At 53.5% G+C, this 17,408-nt stretch carries 19 protein-coding genes; 7 read left to right on the top strand and 12 right to left on the bottom strand.

Going from position 1 to position 17,408, the window contains the following annotated elements; translation table 11 throughout:
• Positions 1-111: 111 nt before the first annotated feature.
• Positions 112-576, bottom strand: coding sequence for a heme-degrading domain-containing protein (locus tag HA51_RS07635; protein ID WP_084933946.1), 465 nt, complete (start codon positions 574-576; stop codon positions 112-114).
• 93 nt (positions 577-669) lie between these two features.
• Entirely contained in the window at positions 670-1,683 is a 1,014-nt protein-coding gene (locus tag HA51_RS07640; protein ID WP_084933947.1) for a LacI family DNA-binding transcriptional regulator, read from the bottom strand.
• A gap of 200 nt (positions 1,684-1,883) precedes the next feature.
• On the opposite strand from HA51_RS07640, the gene HA51_RS07645 reads away from it, so the two are divergent.
• Positions 1,884-3,080, top strand: a complete 1,197-nt coding sequence (locus HA51_RS07645; protein ID WP_139810653.1) for an L-talarate/galactarate dehydratase — start codon at positions 1,884-1,886, stop codon at positions 3,078-3,080.
• On the opposite strand, the gene clcA is transcribed toward HA51_RS07645, so the two are convergent.
• Positions 3,077-4,465, bottom strand: coding sequence for a H(+)/Cl(-) exchange transporter ClcA (clcA, locus tag HA51_RS07650; protein ID WP_084933949.1), 1,389 nt, complete (start codon positions 4,463-4,465; stop codon positions 3,077-3,079). The genes HA51_RS07645 and clcA overlap by 4 nt on opposite strands.
• Positions 4,466-4,581: 116 nt before the next feature.
• Positions 4,582-4,929: a cupin domain-containing protein gene (locus tag HA51_RS07655; RefSeq protein ID WP_084933950.1), complete on the bottom strand. Its 348-nt coding sequence runs from the start codon at positions 4,927-4,929 to the stop codon at positions 4,582-4,584.
• A 232-nt stretch (positions 4,930-5,161) separates the two neighbouring features.
• Here HA51_RS07655 and glsB point away from each other — a divergent pair, with 232 nt between their 5' ends.
• A complete protein-coding gene (glsB, locus tag HA51_RS07660; protein ID WP_084933951.1) occupies positions 5,162-6,088 on the top strand; it encodes a glutaminase B in 927 nt (308 codons plus the stop codon).
• A 3-nt stretch (positions 6,089-6,091) separates the two neighbouring features.
• Here the strand turns inward: glsB and HA51_RS07665 are convergent, their stop codons facing one another.
• Positions 6,092-7,033, bottom strand: a complete 942-nt coding sequence (locus tag HA51_RS07665) for a D-2-hydroxyacid dehydrogenase (RefSeq protein ID WP_084933952.1) — start codon at positions 7,031-7,033, stop codon at positions 6,092-6,094.
• 186 nt (positions 7,034-7,219) lie between these two features.
• On the opposite strand from HA51_RS07665, the gene HA51_RS07670 reads away from it, so the two are divergent.
• Together HA51_RS07670 and HA51_RS07675 are read left to right on the top strand one after the other, a co-directional pair.
• Entirely contained in the window at positions 7,220-7,636 is a 417-nt protein-coding gene (locus HA51_RS07670; protein WP_084933953.1) for a DUF2946 domain-containing protein, read from the top strand.
• Positions 7,637-7,702: 66 nt separating this feature from the next.
• Entirely contained in the window at positions 7,703-9,466 is a 1,764-nt protein-coding gene (locus HA51_RS07675; protein WP_084933954.1) for a DUF2534 family protein, read from the top strand.
• A gap of 47 nt (positions 9,467-9,513) precedes the next feature.
• Here the strand turns inward: HA51_RS07675 and ahr (HA51_RS07680) are convergent, their stop codons facing one another.
• The 4 genes from ahr (HA51_RS07680) to HA51_RS26895 all read right to left on the bottom strand — a co-directional run bounded on the left by ahr (HA51_RS07680) (position 9,514) and on the right by HA51_RS26895 (position 12,382).
• Positions 9,514-10,530, bottom strand: coding sequence for an NADPH-dependent aldehyde reductase Ahr (ahr, locus tag HA51_RS07680; RefSeq protein WP_084933955.1), 1,017 nt, complete (start codon positions 10,528-10,530; stop codon positions 9,514-9,516).
• 193 nt (positions 10,531-10,723) lie between these two features.
• Entirely contained in the window at positions 10,724-11,740 is a 1,017-nt protein-coding gene (ahr, locus tag HA51_RS07685; protein ID WP_084933956.1) for an NADPH-dependent aldehyde reductase Ahr, read from the bottom strand.
• 121 nt (positions 11,741-11,861) lie between these two features.
• Positions 11,862-12,131, bottom strand: a complete 270-nt coding sequence (locus HA51_RS07690) for a hypothetical protein (RefSeq protein WP_084934094.1) — start codon at positions 12,129-12,131, stop codon at positions 11,862-11,864.
• 14 nt (positions 12,132-12,145) lie between these two features.
• Positions 12,146-12,382, bottom strand: a complete 237-nt coding sequence (locus HA51_RS26895) for a hypothetical protein (protein ID WP_139810654.1) — start codon at positions 12,380-12,382, stop codon at positions 12,146-12,148.
• A 37-nt stretch (positions 12,383-12,419) separates the two neighbouring features.
• Here HA51_RS26895 and HA51_RS07695 point away from each other — a divergent pair, with 37 nt between their 5' ends.
• From HA51_RS07695 to HA51_RS07705, 3 genes are all read left to right on the top strand, one after another.
• Positions 12,420-12,980 carry a thioredoxin gene (locus HA51_RS07695; RefSeq protein ID WP_084933957.1) on the top strand — a complete coding sequence of 187 codons (561 nt, stop codon included), beginning with the start codon at positions 12,420-12,422 and terminating at the stop codon, positions 12,978-12,980.
• Between the two features lie 113 nt (positions 12,981-13,093).
• Positions 13,094-14,017, top strand: coding sequence for an extracellular solute-binding protein (locus tag HA51_RS07700; RefSeq protein WP_084933958.1), 924 nt, complete (start codon positions 13,094-13,096; stop codon positions 14,015-14,017).
• Positions 14,017-14,796: a molybdate ABC transporter permease subunit gene (locus HA51_RS07705; RefSeq protein ID WP_084933959.1), complete on the top strand. Its 780-nt coding sequence runs from the start codon at positions 14,017-14,019 to the stop codon at positions 14,794-14,796. The genes HA51_RS07700 and HA51_RS07705 overlap by 1 nt, the downstream gene beginning before the upstream one ends.
• A gap of 72 nt (positions 14,797-14,868) precedes the next feature.
• On the opposite strand, the gene HA51_RS07710 is transcribed toward HA51_RS07705, so the two are convergent.
• The 3 genes from HA51_RS07710 to HA51_RS07720 form a co-directional block, all read right to left on the bottom strand.
• Complete coding sequence (locus HA51_RS07710) at positions 14,869-15,342, bottom strand: GlcG/HbpS family heme-binding protein (RefSeq protein WP_084933960.1); 474 nt, start codon at positions 15,340-15,342, stop codon at positions 14,869-14,871.
• An 86-nt stretch (positions 15,343-15,428) separates the two neighbouring features.
• The gene (locus tag HA51_RS07715; RefSeq protein ID WP_084933961.1) at positions 15,429-16,040 is read right to left on the bottom strand and encodes a response regulator transcription factor; all 612 of its coding nucleotides are present in this window, start codon (positions 16,038-16,040) and stop codon (positions 15,429-15,431) included.
• Positions 16,041-16,044: 4 nt separating this feature from the next.
• On the bottom strand, positions 16,045-17,376 hold the full coding sequence (locus HA51_RS07720; RefSeq protein WP_084933962.1) for a sensor histidine kinase: 1,332 nt from the start codon (positions 17,374-17,376) through the stop codon (positions 16,045-16,047).
• Positions 17,377-17,408: the final 32 nt, after the last annotated feature.

The raw sequence follows: 17,408 nt of genomic DNA on the forward strand, positions 1-17,408 counted from the left end.
CGCAAAGCAACGGATACGAGCGATAAACGGAAAGTGCCTACGGAAGTAAATTCTGTAGGCACAGCCCAAGGGTCGCCCCTACAGAATCATCACACTTGCTCGCTTAGAGGATCAACGCAACAGATGGCCTATGCCCCACAGCGCTAACGCATGGTCATCTTCGGATGGCAAACCGCTAATGCTGACTGCACCAATGATTGCGCCCTGAGGACTGAGCAGCGGGAAGGAGCCACCGTGATCGGTGTAATCTTCCTGGCGAATGTTGCCCTGTTGCGCCATACGTTCACCTTTCTGCTCATTAAAGAACCCCACATACATGGAAGAATGGCCCGTCAGCAGTACGGTATTGCGTTTGCGACGCATCCACTCCAGGTTTTCGGGGGCAGACCCCGGCAACGCCGCCAGGAACAGTACCTGCCCAAAGGCATAGACTTCGATGGCAATCGGAGCATTCAATTCACGACCACGCTCGCGGATACTCTGACCGATTTGCCAAGCCAAATCGAAATCAAATTGCGGTAAACGGTGTTCTGCTTCTTGCTGCAGCAGGGTTTCTAGAGAAGGCAGTGCTGACATTGATAGAATCCTCTCAAAATGAAATTTATTTTCCACTTTTTATAACATGGAAGATATTTTTCGCACGTGATGAGGATCGCAATTCAGAGGGGGTTAGCCTGAATCCCGAGGCACCATAGTAAAACCCATGTCGATGATCGGATTATTAATGCATTGATTTTGCAATCGCTTCAGTAATTGCTCGGCGGCAAGCTCGCCCATGCGATGTCGGTCGATGCGCACGGTTGAGATAGCTGGAAAATTTGCGGCGGCGAAATCGAGGTCGCCGAAACCAATCACCGCCAACTCTTGTGGAATTTTCATACCGCGTGCCTGAGCCGCCATTAATGCGCCCTGCGCCAAAGTGTCGGAACTGCAAACCAATACATCAACTTCCGGATGCTGATCCAGAAGTTGCACACTCGCCTCTCGACCTCTTGCCATCAATGCCGGTAACTGCACAGGCACATCCGCCCGTGGAATGATGCCTCGTGCGGCCAACGTATCCACTAAGCCCTGCTTACGCTGAAGTGCGCGGCGGTCATCTGTCCAGATTAAGCCCGGTTTTTGATAACCGCGCTCAGCCAGGTAGGCCGCCACGCGTTCACCAATCTTCTCATGGGAAAAACCCACCAGCATGTCGATCGGCGTGGGGGTCATATCCCAGATTTCCACCACCGGCACGTTGGCTTGCAACAAGACTTTTTTCAGCTGCGCGCTGTGATGAATACCGGTCAGCACAATGCCGTCTGGGCGACGGGATAACAGCGTGGCCACCGTTTCAGCTTCGGTTTCTGCTTCATAGCCGGTGACACACAGCAACATGTGATACCCCTGCGCACTCAGGCTGTCATTCAGACTCTGAATGGTATCAACGAACATATTGTTATTGATTTGGGGCACCACCACGGCGATCAACCGGCTGCGATTACTCGCCAGACTGCCCGCTTGCGCGTTGGGAATGTACCCCGTAGCGCTGATCGCCGCTTTCACTTTGGCCACGGTCGCTGGACGGACCTGCTGCGGTGAATTGAGGGCGCGGCTTACCGTCATCGGTGAAATACCCGCCACGCGAGCAACATCTTCCAGCGTTGGCGCGGCTTTACGTTCAGGATTACGTTGTTTCATAGCGGCTCGGCGTACACACAGGTAGCGATAGCATATCAGGCCAGGGCGCCAAATTCAGCGCGTATCATCATGAATGTTAGGGCTATCATTTTAATTTATTTATTGCCGGTTTTGTGATCGACAATGCATTAATGATGGCATTTTATGGCGCATAGTCTGCTTCGAAATAAAAATGTTAGCGCAATCATTTACAGGAGAACATCATGTCGAGTGTGAATTCCAGTGCCGTAAGCTATGCCAAAACACAGGGAGTGGGTAACGCCACCGAGAGCGGTGACCGTATCGTTTGGGTGAATTTATCACTGGCATTCTTGCCGCTGGCAACGCCGGTGAGTGATGCCAAAGTGCTGACCGGGCGGCAGAAACCGTTAACCGAAGTGGCGATTATCGTGGCAGAGATCGAAACGCGTGACGGTTTTCAGGGCATCGGTTTCAGCTACTCAAAACGCGCCGGTGGTCAGGGCATTTACGCTCATGCCTGTGAAATCGCCGACACGCTGATCGGCGAAGACCCGAATGACATCGACAAGATTTACACCAAACTGCTGTGGGCAGGCGCGTCAGTGGGCCGCAGCGGGATGGCGGTGCAGGCCATCTCACCTTTTGATATTGCGCTATGGGATTTGAAAGCGCGTCGCGCCAAATTACCGTTGGCGAAATTGCTGGGCGCGCACCGTGATTCTGTGCAGTGCTACAACACCTCGGGCGGATTCCTGCATACACCGCTTGATCAGGTGATCAAGAACGTGGCTATCTCACGTGAAAACGGCATTGGCGGTATCAAACTCAAAGTCGGCCAGCCTAACACTGCCGAAGATTTGCGTCGTCTTACCGCTGTGCGCCAGACGCTGGGCGATGATTTCCCATTGATGGTCGATGCCAACCAGCAGTGGGATCGCGAAACGGCGATTCGCATGGGACGTAAGATGGAGCAGTTCAATCTAGTGTGGATCGAAGAGCCGCTGGATGCTTATGACGTAGAAGGCCACGCCGCGTTAACGGCCGCGCTCGATACGCCGATTGCCACCGGGGAAATGCTCACCAGTTTCCGTGAGCATGAGCAATTAATCCTCGGCAACGCCAGCGACTTTGTGCAGCCCGATGCACCGCGCGTGGGGGGTATTACGCCGTTCCTGCAGATTATGGATTTGGCCGCACGTCACGGCCGTAAACTGGCCCCGCACTTCGCCATGGAGATTCACATTCATTTAGCCGCAGCCTATCCGATTGAACCCTGGCTGGAGCATTTTGAGTGGCTCAACCCACTGTTCAATGAGCAACTGGAATTGCGCGATGGTCGTATGCTGATCTCCGATCGTCACGGCTTGGGCTTTAGCCTGAGTGAACAGGCGCGACGCTGGACCACACTGACGCACAGTGTAGGCAAGCGTCCCTAAATAAGCTTTGCCTTGGCGTGTTCACTGGCCTGTGCTTTGGCCAGCGTGCGCGCCAGAATAGAAGAATAGAGCGGCTTGCCACCAAAGAATTGTGCCGCCAGCGTGGCGCCTAAGCAGGTGATGATCATCGGCAAGATCAGTTGATAGTTGTTGGTCATCTCCAGCACCAAGACAATTCCCGTCAGCGGCGCACGCACGGATGCGGCGAACAACGCGCCCATCCCTGCCACCGCAAAGGTCGCGGCTTCTAAGTGATAGCCAGGGAACCAGTGAATGCACAATTGACCAAAACAGGTACCGAGCAGCGTGCCCAGCGTCAGCATCGGGGCAAAAATACCGCCCGGCGCGCCTGAAGAAAAGCAGCAGATCGTCACCAAAGTGCGTAAAGCAAATAAACCAAACAGCGCCAATGCACTGTAATGGCCTAATGAGAAATCTGGAATTAATGTGATTCCACCACTCACCGCCTGTGGTAAGAGGTATCCTAATACGCCGCACAGCCCCGCCAGCACACTCCCCCACATCACCCAAGAAGCGATTCGGCCTTTATGAAGTCGTTGAAACTGATCTTGAGCTAAGAAAATCAATCGATTGAATGCCACACCACAGCCACCGAAAAGCACCCCAAGCAGCAAATACAGCCATAGCGTATTGGTGGGCGCATCGCGTAATTGTCCAATGTTGATGATAGCTTCATTGCCGTTGCAGACACGAAAGACAATGCTCGAAACGATGACGCCGACAAATACCGCTTTGATTGATATTAGGCTGTAGCGAAACTGCGGGCGCATCTCTTCGATGATAAAGAGAATGCCCGCCAAGGGTGCATTGAACGCCGCAGATAACCCCGCAGCGGCACCGGTTGCCAGCAGCGTATGGCGTGACTCAGAAGATTTGACGCGAAAAAGATCCAGGCACATACCGCCAATGTTGCCGCCGATTTGAACGGTTGGCCCTTCGCGCCCCAGAACCATGCCAGAACCGAGCGCCCCCATTCCGCCGATAAACTTAACAGGCAGCACACGCCACCATCGTACTGGTCGCAGCTCCTCCAGGGCACCTTCAATCTCTGGGATCCCTGAACCTCCCGCTTCTGGCGCAAAACGCCGCACCAGGTAGTATCCCACCGCCCCCAACAACGCGGCGGTGACAAAGGCACCGCCCATGGCTAAAAGCGGATGAGTTGTTGTGTCTTTCAGCCAATCCAGTCGCCAATGCAGAATGAAATTCACCGCACGGTCAAATGCCACACCCGCCAGCCCCGTGAGCACCCCGACCAGCGCGGCTAATAACAGCAGGGCTATCGGCGTCTTATCGCGACGCAACAGCTTTTGCAGCAGCATAAAAACGCCCTGCACGCATCGTATTCTCAGGCTGAGTGGCATTTCGCGAAACAGACATGCAGATCCTCAATAACATCAGCACCGCGCTCTAAGCGGTGAAAAGCCGTTAGCATAGCCAAAGCGGCTGGCGACGTAACGCAATCATTGGCAACAGAATTTTACGCTTGTTCTGGCAGATGGCCGTAATGTACCGCCAGCCACACCGTCGGTTGGCTGCCATCCGTCCAGTTTACCCGATGGCGACAACCCGGCGGGATTTCGACAAAATCACCGGGTTGTAAGCGGCGTTCTTCACTATCGCCTTCTAACTGCAAACCTGCCGATCCCTGAAGCACCAGCACCCATTCGCCCTGCGTCTGGCAATACCAAAAATCCGGTGGGCTGGCTTGCCCGGTGGAAACGATGCGTTCGATATGCAAATTGGGTTGCGACAACAGCGCTTCAAATGTCTCAGCCGTACCGTTTTGTGCCGCGGTGGGGAGATCGCCCAAAAGGTTAGTGATCATGGTTTGGCTCGATGAGGATTAAGGGATGACCGCACTGTAACGTAGGCTTCACCCGGAAGGCTCACACAATTTTGCATCGCCCGTTGACGCGTAACGGGCAAATCACCATGATCCTGGCCTGAAGGATCAAGCTGTCCCGGCCCTCTCACGTCGGTTGCGATGCGCTTTATGGCGCGTTAAATCGCGCCTTAAACGTATTTGAAACGACAAAAATCAATAATATTGGAGCCATCTGGTGTCAGAACTTACAAATGGATTACTGGAAGAGATCATTGCGGAGGTGCGCCCGTTAACGGGTCAGGGCAAGGTGGCGGATTACATTCCGGCGCTGGCAGGTGTCGCCGCTGATCAGCTTGGCATTGCGATTGTCACCCCTGATGGCCAGCGTTTTCAGGCCGGCGATGCGTCAACCCGCTTCTCGATCCAGTCAATCTCCAAAGTCCTGTCGCTGACCGTCGCGCTGACGCTGTATGAAGATGATGAAATCTGGCAACGCGTCGGCAAAGAACCTTCTGGCCAAGCCTTCAACTCGCTGGTGCAGTTAGAACTGGAGCAAGGCAAACCGCGCAATCCGTTTATCAACGCTGGGGCGCTGGTGATGTGTGACTTGCTTGAAAGCCGTTTAACCGCCCCTCGCCAACGTATGCTGGAGATTGTGCGCCGTCTGGCTCAGCAAAATGACATCAACTACGACCGTGTCGTTGCGCGCTCTGAGTACGAGCATTCTGCAAGGAACGCCGCGATCGCCTGGCTGATGAAGTCTTTTGGCAACTTTCATAACGATGTCAGTAAAGTGATGGAAACCTATTTCCACTACTGCTCGCTGTCGATGAGTTGCGAAGAGCTGGCACAAACCTTCCTGTATCTCGCTAATCAAGGGCGCGGTCAGCATAATGAGTGGGCGGTGATCTCTCCTCGCCAGTCGCGTCAGGTGAATGCCTTAATGATGACCAGTGGTATGTATGACGGCGCAGGCGAATTTGCCTGGCGTGTAGGGATGCCGGCAAAATCGGGCGTTGGCGGCGGCATTGTCGCGGTCATCCCTGGGGAAATGAGCATTGCAGTGTGGTCACCGGCGCTGGACCACTCGGGTAACTCACTGGCAGGCACCGCTCTGCTGGAAAAACTCACAGAGCGGTTGGGAAGATCGATTTTTTAACCTTTAACTCACCACATTTTGTGCTTTGCCTGCCGCAAAAGCGGCAAGATTGCCTTCGATGCCCTGAAGCAAGTTGGTGACGCCCTGCTGGCTTGCCCAGGCAATGTGCGGGGTCAGTAGCAGGTTGGGTACATCAGACTGTAGCAACGGATGGTCTGCGGCAGGCGGTTCTTGTGTTAAGACATCCAGTGCCGCCCCAGCAATGACGCCCTGCTTCAGCGCCTGAGCCAGTTCCACTTCATTGACCAGCCCACCTCGCGCAGTATTTATCAGCCATGCTGACGGCTTCATCTGTGCCAGGGCTTGCAGGTTGATCAACTGCTGAGTTTGCGGCGTTAATGGACAGTGCATCGTCAAAACATCACTGCGCGCCAGCACCTCGTCAAAGGGCACATAACCTGCGCGCGGCTGTGAACTGCCCTGACGGTCGGCGTATAGCACCGTCATGCCGAGCGCTTGTGCCATCGTCCCCACCGCGCTGCCGATATCGCCTTTACCGATCACGCCTAACGTGGCACCGAAAATATCCTGAATGGGCTGGCGATGAACGCAGAAGTGCGATGATGTCGGCCAGATGCTGCGCGTACTATTGGCGTAATCCACCAGATGGCGACGTAATGCAAACAGTGAGCCGATGACGCTTTCAGCCACACTGCGCGTGGAGTAACCCGGCACATTGCTGACCACTATACCCTGCTCACGACAGGCATCCAGGTCGATACAGTCATAACCTGTGGCGGCCACACAGATGTAACGTAGATCCGGCAGCTGACGTAGCGTATCCGCACGTAGCGGGATTTTATTGGTCATCGCAATATGCGCACCGCGCAGGGCGGAGACAATCTCACTGTGCGAGGTGACCCCCCTAAAGTCCCATTCGGTACACCATTCAGGACGTGTAGGGGATTGTGGCAACGTGTCACCATCCAGCATCACTATTTTCATCTCGTCTCCGTTTTATTGTTTCCGTCTTGTTCTTATCAGGTTGCATTAAGGTTAACAAACTCAGGGCATTCAGTGACTTTTTTCAAAAGGTGCGAATTTTTTCCTTATTAACCTGAGTTTCTTTAACCCTTCTGCGGCAATAGCGTTACACTTCGGCCTCTTTTGCTGAATCATTTCGTACCAACCATGACGTATTCAAATCAACTTCGTCAGCGCCTGACTGCCTGTGTCGCCATTGTGGCGGTACTACTGCTGTTTGTCGCGCCGATAGTGTCGAAAACGTTGATGGAACGGCAAAGCCGCATGATGGATATGCCGTCACACGGCATGATGTCTGAGATGTCGATGCATCATCACGAAATGATGATGGATATGGTGATGCCAGGCATGGACCATCACACGATGGACGACGGCGAATTCGCCTGCGGCTATTGTGATCTGCTGGTGCACGTACCGCTGATGATGTGGGTGTTTATCCCGCTCCTCTGGCTGACGATGGTGATATCACGCGCCCCGCCGCTGCCGCGTCGGGTGGCACCGCTGCTCCGCCGCTACAGCACGATTCATCGACCGCGCGCGCCACCGGCTTTTCTTCCCTGCTGATTAAAACTTAAAACGGCCCAACCTTGGGTTGCGCCACGGCATTCTCTAACCGGAAGGAAGACGGCTTTGTCTGCTGCTCACTCTGCAGCACCGCGCGGTGCGGTGCTTAATCTACTTCGTCGCTTACATTTTTATATTGGTCTGTTTGTTGCGCCTTTTATCTTTGTCGCGGCACTCAGCGGCACACTTTATGTGCTGACGCCTCAACTGGAAAATCTGATTTATTCCGATGCGTTAACGGCGCATCCCCAAGGCAACGCTCAGCCGCTTTCCGCGCAGATCAGCGCAGCACGCGCTTACGCTGGTGAAAAACAGCACATTTATGCTGTCAGACCCGCACCGGGAGCCACGGATACCACGCGCGTGCAATTCAGTGATGCCTCACTCGGGGCTTCGCAATCCCGCGCGGTGTTTATCGATCCGTATAGCCTGAAAGTCACAGGCGATATGACGGTGTACGGCACCAGCGGTGTGCTGCCGCTGCGTACCACGCTCGATTTGCTGCACAGTAGCTTGTTGTTAGGTGATTTTGGCCGCAACTACAGCGAGCTGGCAGCATCCTGGTTATGGGTGGCCGCGCTCGGTGGCGTAGTGCTGTGGTTAGGCACGCGTCCTAAACGCAAGCTGAAAGCCGCACGCACGGGGTTCGCCTTTAGCCGCCACTGGCATATCACGCTGGGTCTGACTCTGGTGCTGGGATTGGTGTTCTTCTCGGTCACTGGCTTAACCTGGTCACAATGGGCAGGTAATAACATTGACCGCTGGCGCACGGAGTTGAACTGGCTGACACCGCAGGTCAACACCTCACTCAGTGGCGATGCTGCAGCCACACCGGCCGATCCTCATGCTGATCATCACAGCATGCCGGGCATGCCTGATATGGATATGTCGGATATGGACATGTCCAAAATGTCGATGTCATCGATGGCAAAACCGGTTGCGCAATCCGCGAAACCGATGCCCAACAATCAGCCGGATGGCGATTGGGATCGTGTTCTCAACGCCGCCCGTCAGGATGGACTCAGCGCCAGCAAGCTGGAACTGCGTCAGCCGAAGAGCGCTGATAAAGCGTGGGCGGTGACAGAAATCGATCGTAGCTGGCCGACCCGCGTCGATGCGGTCTCAGTCAATCCGCAAGACTTCACGATTGTCGATCATGTCTATTTCGCCCAGTTCCCTATGGTGGCAAAACTGACGCGCTGGGGCGTAGATGCACACATGGGCGTACTCTTTGGTCTGCCTAATCAGCTGCTACTGGCATTCTTTGGGCTGGGGCTGTGCAGTATGATCGTGCTGGGTTATCGCATGTGGTGGATTCGCCGTCCAAAACAGATTGAGGCAAGCCCTGCGCAGACCCTGACTGAAACCTGGCTGGCCATACCGCATTACAGTAAAGGAACATGTTTGATTCTCGCACTGGCGCTCGGCTATGCATTGCCGGTGATGGGCATAAGTTTATTGGCCTTTATGTTGGTGGACATTCTGCGTTGGCGTAAACAGCAGCGCGTTCCGATGACGGAAGCAGAAATTCTGGCGTCGCAGCAATCACCGCTTGGCATTATTCGCGCGCGGTTTAGGGTCAAACGTAAAGAGATGCGCTATTTCCTGCGTGGGGTATGCATTTTGGCGCTGATTGTCGGCACGGTGATGAGTAACGCCATCATTGGCGGTGTGATCGATCAATACGGCATTCCGTTCAGTCACTGGTCACTCACCATGTACATCACGCAAGGGTTGATGATTGCCTTGTACAGCTCAGTGTTCACCGCACTGATGTCGATTCCGTTATGGTATTTCTTCCTGGGCGAAAGTGACCCACAAGGTAAATAAATAAAGTAAGGTGCGCACGGATGCGCACCTTAACTGTTCTGCAAAAATTAAAAGTCCGCTTTGAGCACCACGCGATAATTGGCTTTCCCGGCTCGCACATGTTCCAACGCCGCGTTGACCTGCGACATCGGAAATTCTTCCACTTGTGGAGCGATATCTACGCGGGCGGCCAACTTTAACAGCGTTCTTAACTGGGCAGGAGACCCGGTAGAAGATCCCGTTACTGCTCGATCGCCGACAATCAAACTAAACGCCGGAACTTCAAAGGGTTTCATTACTGCCCCTACAGTGTGGAACTTACCCTGACGTGCAAGAGCCTGATAATAAGGCTTCCAGTCAAGGTCCACTGCCACGGTACTAATGATCAAATCAAACTGGCCCGTTAGCTCACCCAATGCCTGCGCATCGCGGCTGTTGACCACACGGTTCGCACCCATCGCCAGAATAGAGTCAGTTTTGCTGGCGTTCGAACTGAACGCCGTGACGTCTGCGCCCATTGCGCGCAGTAACTTGATAGCCATATGGCCTAATCCACCGATGCCAATCACGCCCACACGGCTGGTGGCATTGATGTTATGCATCAAAAGTGGCTTAAACACGGTGATGCCACCACACAGCAAAGGCCCCGCTGACACGATATCCAACGCCTCCGGAAGCGGTATCACCCATTGCCAGTTAGCGCGTAAATGGCTGGCGAAACCGCCATGATTGTTAATCGTCGAGACTTTGCCGGTTTGGCAGTTTACCTGGTCACCTGAGATACAGGCATCACAGTGCTGGCAACTTTTCGCCGTCCAACCGATGCCAACCCGCTGACCCATGTTAAGCCCTTTGTTCTGGGCTGCATCACCCAGTGCCACAACCCGGCCAATCACTTCATGACCCGCGATCAGTGGATAGCGTGAACCGCCCCATTCGTTATCAATCATCGAGAGGTCGGAATGGCATACGCCGCAGTAATCAACTGCAACTTGCACATCTTCCGCGGCTAACGGGCCGGCATCATATTCATAAGGCACTAACGCCTCGCCCGCTTGCAGGGCGGCATAGCTGGAAATCTTCATCGCTGTCCTCGGGGTTTTACTCGATTGAGCACCAGATTAACAAAGTGATGGGCAATATAATGCTGAATAATCAGGTTATTAGTAGAGGGAATGCTGTTTGGAAGCAGGATGCGTCAGGAATTGTATTTAACCGGTGCGCATGGTGCGCACCGCAAAGCTTAAGGTCGACATGGCTGCCGACCTTGTGGCGAAATTAGAAATCCGCTTTCAGCACAACGCGGTAATTGGCTTTACCGGCGCGAACATGGTCAAGTGCGTCATTGATTTTCGACATTGGGAAGGCTTCAACCGTTGGTGCAACGTCAGTGCGCGCAGCCAACTTCATTAACGAGCGCAGCTGGCCTGGCGAACCGGTTGATGAACCGGTAACCGCACGGTCGCCCATGATCAGGCTAAACGCCGGGACTTCAAACGGCTTCATGACGGCACCCACGGTGTGGAACTTACCGTGTGGGGCCAGTGCCTGGAAATAGGGTTGCCAGTCAAGGTCCACCGCAACGGTGCTAATGATCAAATCAAACTGGCCCGCCAGCGCGTTCAATGCCTGAGGGTCACGGCTGTTGACGACACGATCGGCACCCATTGCCAGGATAGACTCGGTTTTGCTGGCGTTGGAACTGAAGGCAGTGACTTCCGCACCCATGGCACGCAGCAGTTTGATCGCCATATGGCCCAGACCACCAATACCGATCACGCCGACACGGCTGGTCGCGTTGATGTTGTGCATCAGCAGCGGCTTAAATACCGTGATGCCGCCACACAATAATGGGCCGGCGGTGGTGATATCCATGGACTCTGGTAGTGGAATCACCCACTGCCAGTCCGCACGCAGATGGCTGGCAAATCCGCCTTTGTTCATGATGGTAGGCACTGAGCCATTTTCACAGTTAACTTGCTCACCGTTGATACAGGCGTTGCAGTGCTGGCAGCTTTTTGCCGTCCAACCAATCCCCACACGCTGGCCAACTTTCAATCCTTTATTCTGAGCAGCATCGCCCAGCGCACTGATGCGGCCAATAACTTCATGACCTGCAATCACGGGGAACGAAGAGATTCCCCATTCGTTATCGATCATCGACAGGTCAGAATGGCATACGCCGCAGTAATCGACCTCAACCTGTACCTCTTCAGCTGCCAGCGGACCGGCCTCGTACTCAAAAGGCACCAGTGCTTCGCCTGCGTTCATCGCGGCATAACTTTTGATTTTCATTACTGTCCTCTGTTTCAGCGGTTTTGACCAAGCAGTTTAGCAGAGCGTAATTCAGGGTTATGACGATTAATCAGTCAATTAGACTACAAGCGGCCTATTTGTTGGCGAAAAGCATTAAGCGTTAAAGCGGATCGTGGTTGAGTGGCGTACGAAAGGCGTGCCGTGCAGCTTCAATCAACTGGCTCGCTGTCACGGTAGGGGGCAATCGAGTTAGCACCTTGCTGGCCTGCCAGTAGCACAACACCATCACTTCATCTGTTTCGCTTTCGGCCATTTCTTGCAACCGTCTACGTAGGGTTAACACATCCAATGTTTGCTGCTCATCCACCATCTCCGCAATGGTTTGATTGATAACCTGATGGATGCTTTTCCAGGGAATATTGGCAAACACATTCAACCTCGTTGCTATGTCATCGGCTCCAGGCAAATGAATAAAAAGTGCGGCGTTAGCAGCACAAAAAGAAAATTTGAACTGGCATAACTATAGCCGCTTATTTTCTGTCCAGGCGGCACAACGCCTGACTTTCTTGTAGCTAGCGGATCTATAAAATGATTTTTTATTTCAGGCAAATTTGCAACAGGAATGCCCTTGTAACAAAAAAGCATAAGTCGGTGCTGGCTGTTGCTGTTTTGTTTTGCCAAATTAAAGCCACCTTTATCCTCAAAACAGGGAATGAAAATGAGTCAATCCACTGCTTTACATGCCGACCCACTGGTTTGGGGCCACGGCCCTAAGGTTTTCGAAGTGTTTTTGGAACCCACCTGTCCATTCTCGGTACGTGCATTTAACAAACTGGATGCGCTGCTGGCATTGGTTGGTGAAGAAAAAATGACGCTGAAGATTCGACTGCAATCACAACCATGGCATATGTATTCTGGGCTGATCGTGCGCTATATTCTCGCGGCCTCAACCCTGCCAGAAGGTAAAGCCGCAGCGAAAAAGGTACTGCAGGCTGTTGCCGATCACCGGGAAGAGTTTGAGTTTACCGATCACAGCCATGGGCCAAATATGGACGCCACTCCTCAGCAGATCCTTGAGCGTTTACAGCGCTATAGTGGTGTTGACGCGCACGCACCCTTCCTGCGTGCAGAGTTGCAGATCGAGATCAAATGGCATTGTAAGTATTCACGCCAGAACGGTATCCACGTCTCACCCACCTTTATCACCAATGGACTGGTGCAGTTAGATATCGGCAGCGGGGATGATATTGAATCCTGGGCGCAACGCATTCTCGCTTAAGCACTCCGCCCGCTGCGGCGGGCTATCCCCATATTTCGCAATAGATTTCGACTTGCACTGATTGCAAAATTTCTGATAATCGTTATCTACCTAATTATATAGCGAGAAAGGGAATGCAAATTAAGACCCTCACAGCACTGCTGTTAACTGCCGCAGCAGGCTTTAGCCTACAGGCGCAAGCCAATACCGATATTCGCGTCACTTACGCGGGTTCAATGGGCAAAGTCATGGACCAATCTTTAGGTCCGGCCTTTGCTAAACAGAATGACGGCAAGTATGAAGGCCAAGGCCAGGGTGCGTACGGTATGGCGCGTCTGCTCGCCAGCAAAAAAATCACGGCTGACGTGTTCGTTTCCATCACGCCAGGACCAATGCAAATACTGAAAGATGCAGGATTGATTGATGATGCTGTGCCTGTTGCAAGTACCAGCATGGTGGTGGCTTACAGTCCCAAGGGGAAATTTGCCCAGCAATTCGCACAAGCCAAAGGCACAGATGCCAGCTGGCTGAAAGTGCTGGCAACGCCGGGCATTAAATTTGGTCGCACCGATCCGATCAACGATCCGAAAGGTCAGAACATTATCTTTACCCTGCTGCTGGCTGAGAAGTACTACAAGGAGCCAGGAATCGCCGACAAAATTCTGGGTGGTTATCAGAACCCTGCGCAAACGCATCTGGAAGGTGGCCTGCTGGCCCGTTTGGAGAGTGGTCAGGTTGATGCCGCTGCAGGTTACGAAAGTGAAGTCATCTCCGCACATCTGCCATATGTGGCCCTGCCGGATGAGATTAACCTGAGCAACCCAGATATGGCTAAACAGTGGTATGACACCGTGAGCTTCAGTGTGAAAGACAGTGCTGGCAAAGATAAAGAGCTGCACACCCAGCCGCTGGTGTATTACGCAGCCGTGTTGAAAAATGCGCCTCATGGTACTGCTGCAGGCAAAGCGTTTGTGGACTTCATGCTGAGCCAGCCAGGCCAGGCCCTGTTTAAACAGAATGGTTATGCTGCGCCTAAAGGCGGTGCCGTTTACCAATAATGAAAACAGGTCACGCCACGGCGCTGTGGTTATCACTGCCAGCACTTCTGTTGTTGGCAGTGCCTTTTGTCACTCTGATTGGCATCACGCAGTGGCAGCATATGCATCTGGCCTGGGGTGATGGCAATGCCATCGCCACCTCACTGGGTCTTGGCGCGATTGCGCTGCTGTTGATTTTTATTAGCGGATTGCCGGTTGCGTGGTGGCTCTCTCAAGCCCAAGGTCGCGCGCGCGCCATCGTTGAACTGCTGGTGATGATTCCGCTCCTCACCCCCCCACTGGCGATGGGTATATTACTGGTAAGTGCTTACGGTCCCTACAGTGTGCCTGGCGAGTTGTTAGGGAAATTTGGCTGGACGCTGGTCAATAATCCTGCCGCTTTCATCCTCGCGCAATGGTACGGCGCCCTGCCCTATTTCATCACTACCGCACGTTCAGCCTTTGCCGGTGTGCCGCAGGATATTTTGGATGCGGGTCGCACGCTGGGTGCATCGTCATGGCAGGGATTCTGGCGTCTGTCTGTTCCACTAGCGGCACCTGGCTTAGCCTCTGCCACTGCGTTGGCGTGGGTACGTGCGATGGGTGAATTCGGCATTGTGATGATTTTTGCCTATTTCCCTCAAGGGATGCCGGTTCAGCTGTATAACAATCTACAGAATGACGGCGTGGATGCCGTGTACGTGCTGTTATGGCTGTTGCTGCTGTTTACGTTGCCCGTGCCACTGTTATGTTTTGTGGTATCCAGACGGGTACATTCTGGCAATACGTCAATGGAGTGATTGCGCCAACATCGCGCCGCGACAGGTGAAGACATCACGCTGTGGCGGCGCCATATATTGCGCAATGGCGACTTACTGAATCGCTTTCAATGCATCCAGTGCGCAAGCCTCATCAAAATTACCGCCAGGTGCGCCACCCACACCAATCGCACCGATCACCTGATTGCCACTTTTAACCGGCACTCCACCGGCTAACAGCAGAAAGCCTGGGACATCACGCATGTTCTGAGCACCAGCATTGTTCTGCGCCGTTTCCATCACTTTACCGCTCAGATTTTTGGTACTGAGTGCGGTGTAAGCCTTCATACGACTCGCTTCAACAGTGTGTGGACCCGCATTGTCCATGCGCTGCACTGCAGTCACTAAGCCCGCGCGATCCACCACGGTGACCGTGACATTGTAGTTTTTCGCGGCGCAAGACTGAATCGCGGCGCTGGCCAGCTTTTGTGCCTCAGCCAGTGACAAGTTGGATTCGGTCACCGCGGCTTGGCTGCCAAAAGAAATCAATGCCACCGCAGTAGCGAGTAAAGAAAGGCGAATATTCATGTGTCACTCCTGAGTTATGTTGGGTAACACTTTAAGGCGCGATCAGATTGAAAAACATTCGCACGATTACGCGTCTTACCAGGTAGTTATACCTGGTTGAGCTGCTGCCATGCGTGAATCAGTTGTGCCAGGTTGTCCATTTCCAGTTTAGCCAGCACAGCAGCGCGATGGGCCTCCACCGTGCGTGGCGATAATGATAAGTCACGGGCGATCTCTTTACTGGTCTGCCCCGCAATCATCAGCTGCATGACTTCGCTCTCGCGCGCCGATAACAACGCGAAACGCGCTTGCAGAGCCTGTTGCGCCTGCCAGCGGAGTGCCCGCTGCTCGCTCTCTTGCATTGCCTGATGCACGGTTTCGAGTAGCGGTTCAATCTCCAGTGGTTTGGTATAGAACTCAAACGCCCCCTGGCGAAAGGCGCGGCGACAAGCTTCAATGGTGCCGTGTCCGGTCATGATAATCACCGGCAGCAGGGGATGCCGTCCGCCCTGCTCTGCCAACCAGCTTAGGCCACTGATGCCCGGCATGCGAACATCCAGCAACAGGCAGCCATGGAGTGGTTCCTCCGTGTGCGTTGCCGCTGCAAACGACGCCAAATCGGCAAAATCAGCGACGTCATACTCCAGCGTTTTCAAGAGAAAGCCCAGTGATTCACGCACCGATAAATCATCATCCACTAACCAAACTTTTGCGCTCATTCCGTTACTCCGCCAAGGGCAATATAAGGGTAATTTCCGCGCCACCCTCGGCGCGGTTTGCCAGCCGCAGCTGACCATTCATGCGAAGCATCAAGCTCTCTACCAGCGTCATGCCTAGTCCCATGCTTTGGGGTCGTGAGCTGTAAAAAGGCATGCAGGCCTGCGCTAATCCTTCGGCAGAAAAGCCGGGGCCGTTATCACTGAGGATGATTTTGATTTCGTGTGCAAATAGCTCAGAGGTCACGTTGACCCATGCATCTGGCTGCCTCTGCTGCATGTGAATCGCGTTTTGCAGCAGATTGTGAAACACCTGCTCAAGCCACTGTTCATCACCGATCACGCGAGCCTGTTCGTGCCTAAATTGCTGTCGTACCTGCACGTCACCGGTATCCAGTTCTTGTTGCAACAAGACAGTGACCCTGCGCCAGACGGCTTCAGGGCTCACCGCGGTCAATGCCACCGGACGTTCGCTGACAATGTCGCGAAAACGCTGCAGTAAACCGGCCAGTCTTTCGGTTTGCAGGCTGATGGCACTGAGTGCCTGTGGCAGATTCTGGTGTTTACCTTGGCTGATCAGCAGCTGGCTGCTGTGAAGCCAGGTGTTAATCGCCGTCAGCGGCTGGTTAATTTCATGGATAATTCCCGCCGTGAACTCACCCAAGGCCTCGCGCCGCGTACGCTGAAAATAATCCGCACGTAAACGCATCTCACGGTTTTGTTGCCAGTGCCGCACGAATCCCCAGCCGAGCAAACCGATAATCAGCCATAACAGGAAAGCCAGCAGGAACGGCGCTACATGTAGCGCACGCCAATCTGGGTTGGCACTGCCTTTCATTAAAAACGGCTGATAAAGGTTGATAAATGGACGCTGCCACAACCAGCGCGACTTTTCGGAGTAGGTTGGGGTCAAAATCGCAGGTTGGGCCTGGAGATGAAAGGACAAGGCTAACGCAACCTCAGATGATTTAACCGCAAAATGAAGATCCACCAGCATGCGAAATTGGCGATAGGGGTTATACAGCCAGTAACGCCCTTGGTCACTCTCTTCAAATCGTGGCCCCGTCAGCGAACGGTTTTGCGTATGTTCAAGCTGCACGATTTGGGGAAATTTCTTGCGTAACTCGACTAGATTTTCGTCACCAGTCAACAAGGGCAACAGCGTTTCGTTCTGCGTTAAATAGGCCGCAATACGATTAAACTGTTGATGGAACTGAGTTTCGCGTTCACGCTGCTGTTGTAAAATTTGGTGGGTAAACACCCCACTCAAGGTCACCGTTGTGAGAAGAAACCAGATCAGCCAATACCTTTTAAACCATGGGCGGTGAGTTTGGGGCATAGTTTTCCGTTAATCAGGCAGTAAGTTCAGGT

The organism is Pantoea rwandensis (assembly GCF_002095475.1).
Lineage (GTDB): Bacteria > Pseudomonadota > Gammaproteobacteria > Enterobacterales > Enterobacteriaceae > Pantoea > Pantoea rwandensis.

Bases quoted from the DNA above. Each gene is read 5' to 3' on its own strand.
- HA51_RS07655 (WP_084933950.1), bottom strand. From the start codon at position 4,929: ATGATCACTAACCTTTTGGGCGATCTCCCCACCGCGGCACAAAACGGT.
- HA51_RS07670 (WP_084933953.1), top strand. From the start codon at position 7,220: ATGACGTATTCAAATCAACTTCGTCAGCGCCTGACTGCCTGTGTCGCC.
- HA51_RS07700 (WP_084933958.1), top strand. From the start codon at position 13,094: ATGCAAATTAAGACCCTCACAGCACTGCTGTTAACTGCCGCAGCAGGC.
- HA51_RS07635 (WP_084933946.1), bottom strand. From the start codon at position 576: ATGTCAGCACTGCCTTCTCTAGAAACCCTGCTGCAGCAAGAAGCAGAA.
- HA51_RS07715 (WP_084933961.1), bottom strand. From the start codon at position 16,040: ATGAGCGCAAAAGTTTGGTTAGTGGATGATGATTTATCGGTGCGTGAA.
- HA51_RS07720 (WP_084933962.1), bottom strand. From the start codon at position 17,376: ATGCCCCAAACTCACCGCCCATGGTTTAAAAGGTATTGGCTGATCTGG.
- HA51_RS07640 (WP_084933947.1), bottom strand. From the start codon at position 1,683: ATGAAACAACGTAATCCTGAACGTAAAGCCGCGCCAACGCTGGAAGAT.
- HA51_RS07705 (WP_084933959.1), top strand. From the start codon at position 14,017: ATGAAAACAGGTCACGCCACGGCGCTGTGGTTATCACTGCCAGCACTT.
- ahr (WP_084933956.1), bottom strand. From the start codon at position 11,740: ATGAAAATCAAAAGTTATGCCGCGATGAACGCAGGCGAAGCACTGGTG.
- HA51_RS07695 (WP_084933957.1), top strand. From the start codon at position 12,420: ATGAGTCAATCCACTGCTTTACATGCCGACCCACTGGTTTGGGGCCAC.
- HA51_RS07665 (WP_084933952.1), bottom strand. From the start codon at position 7,033: ATGAAAATAGTGATGCTGGATGGTGACACGTTGCCACAATCCCCTACA.
- ahr (WP_084933955.1), bottom strand. From the start codon at position 10,530: ATGAAGATTTCCAGCTATGCCGCCCTGCAAGCGGGCGAGGCGTTAGTG.
- HA51_RS07710 (WP_084933960.1), bottom strand. From the start codon at position 15,342: ATGAATATTCGCCTTTCTTTACTCGCTACTGCGGTGGCATTGATTTCT.
- clcA (WP_084933949.1), bottom strand. From the start codon at position 4,465: ATGCCACTCAGCCTGAGAATACGATGCGTGCAGGGCGTTTTTATGCTG.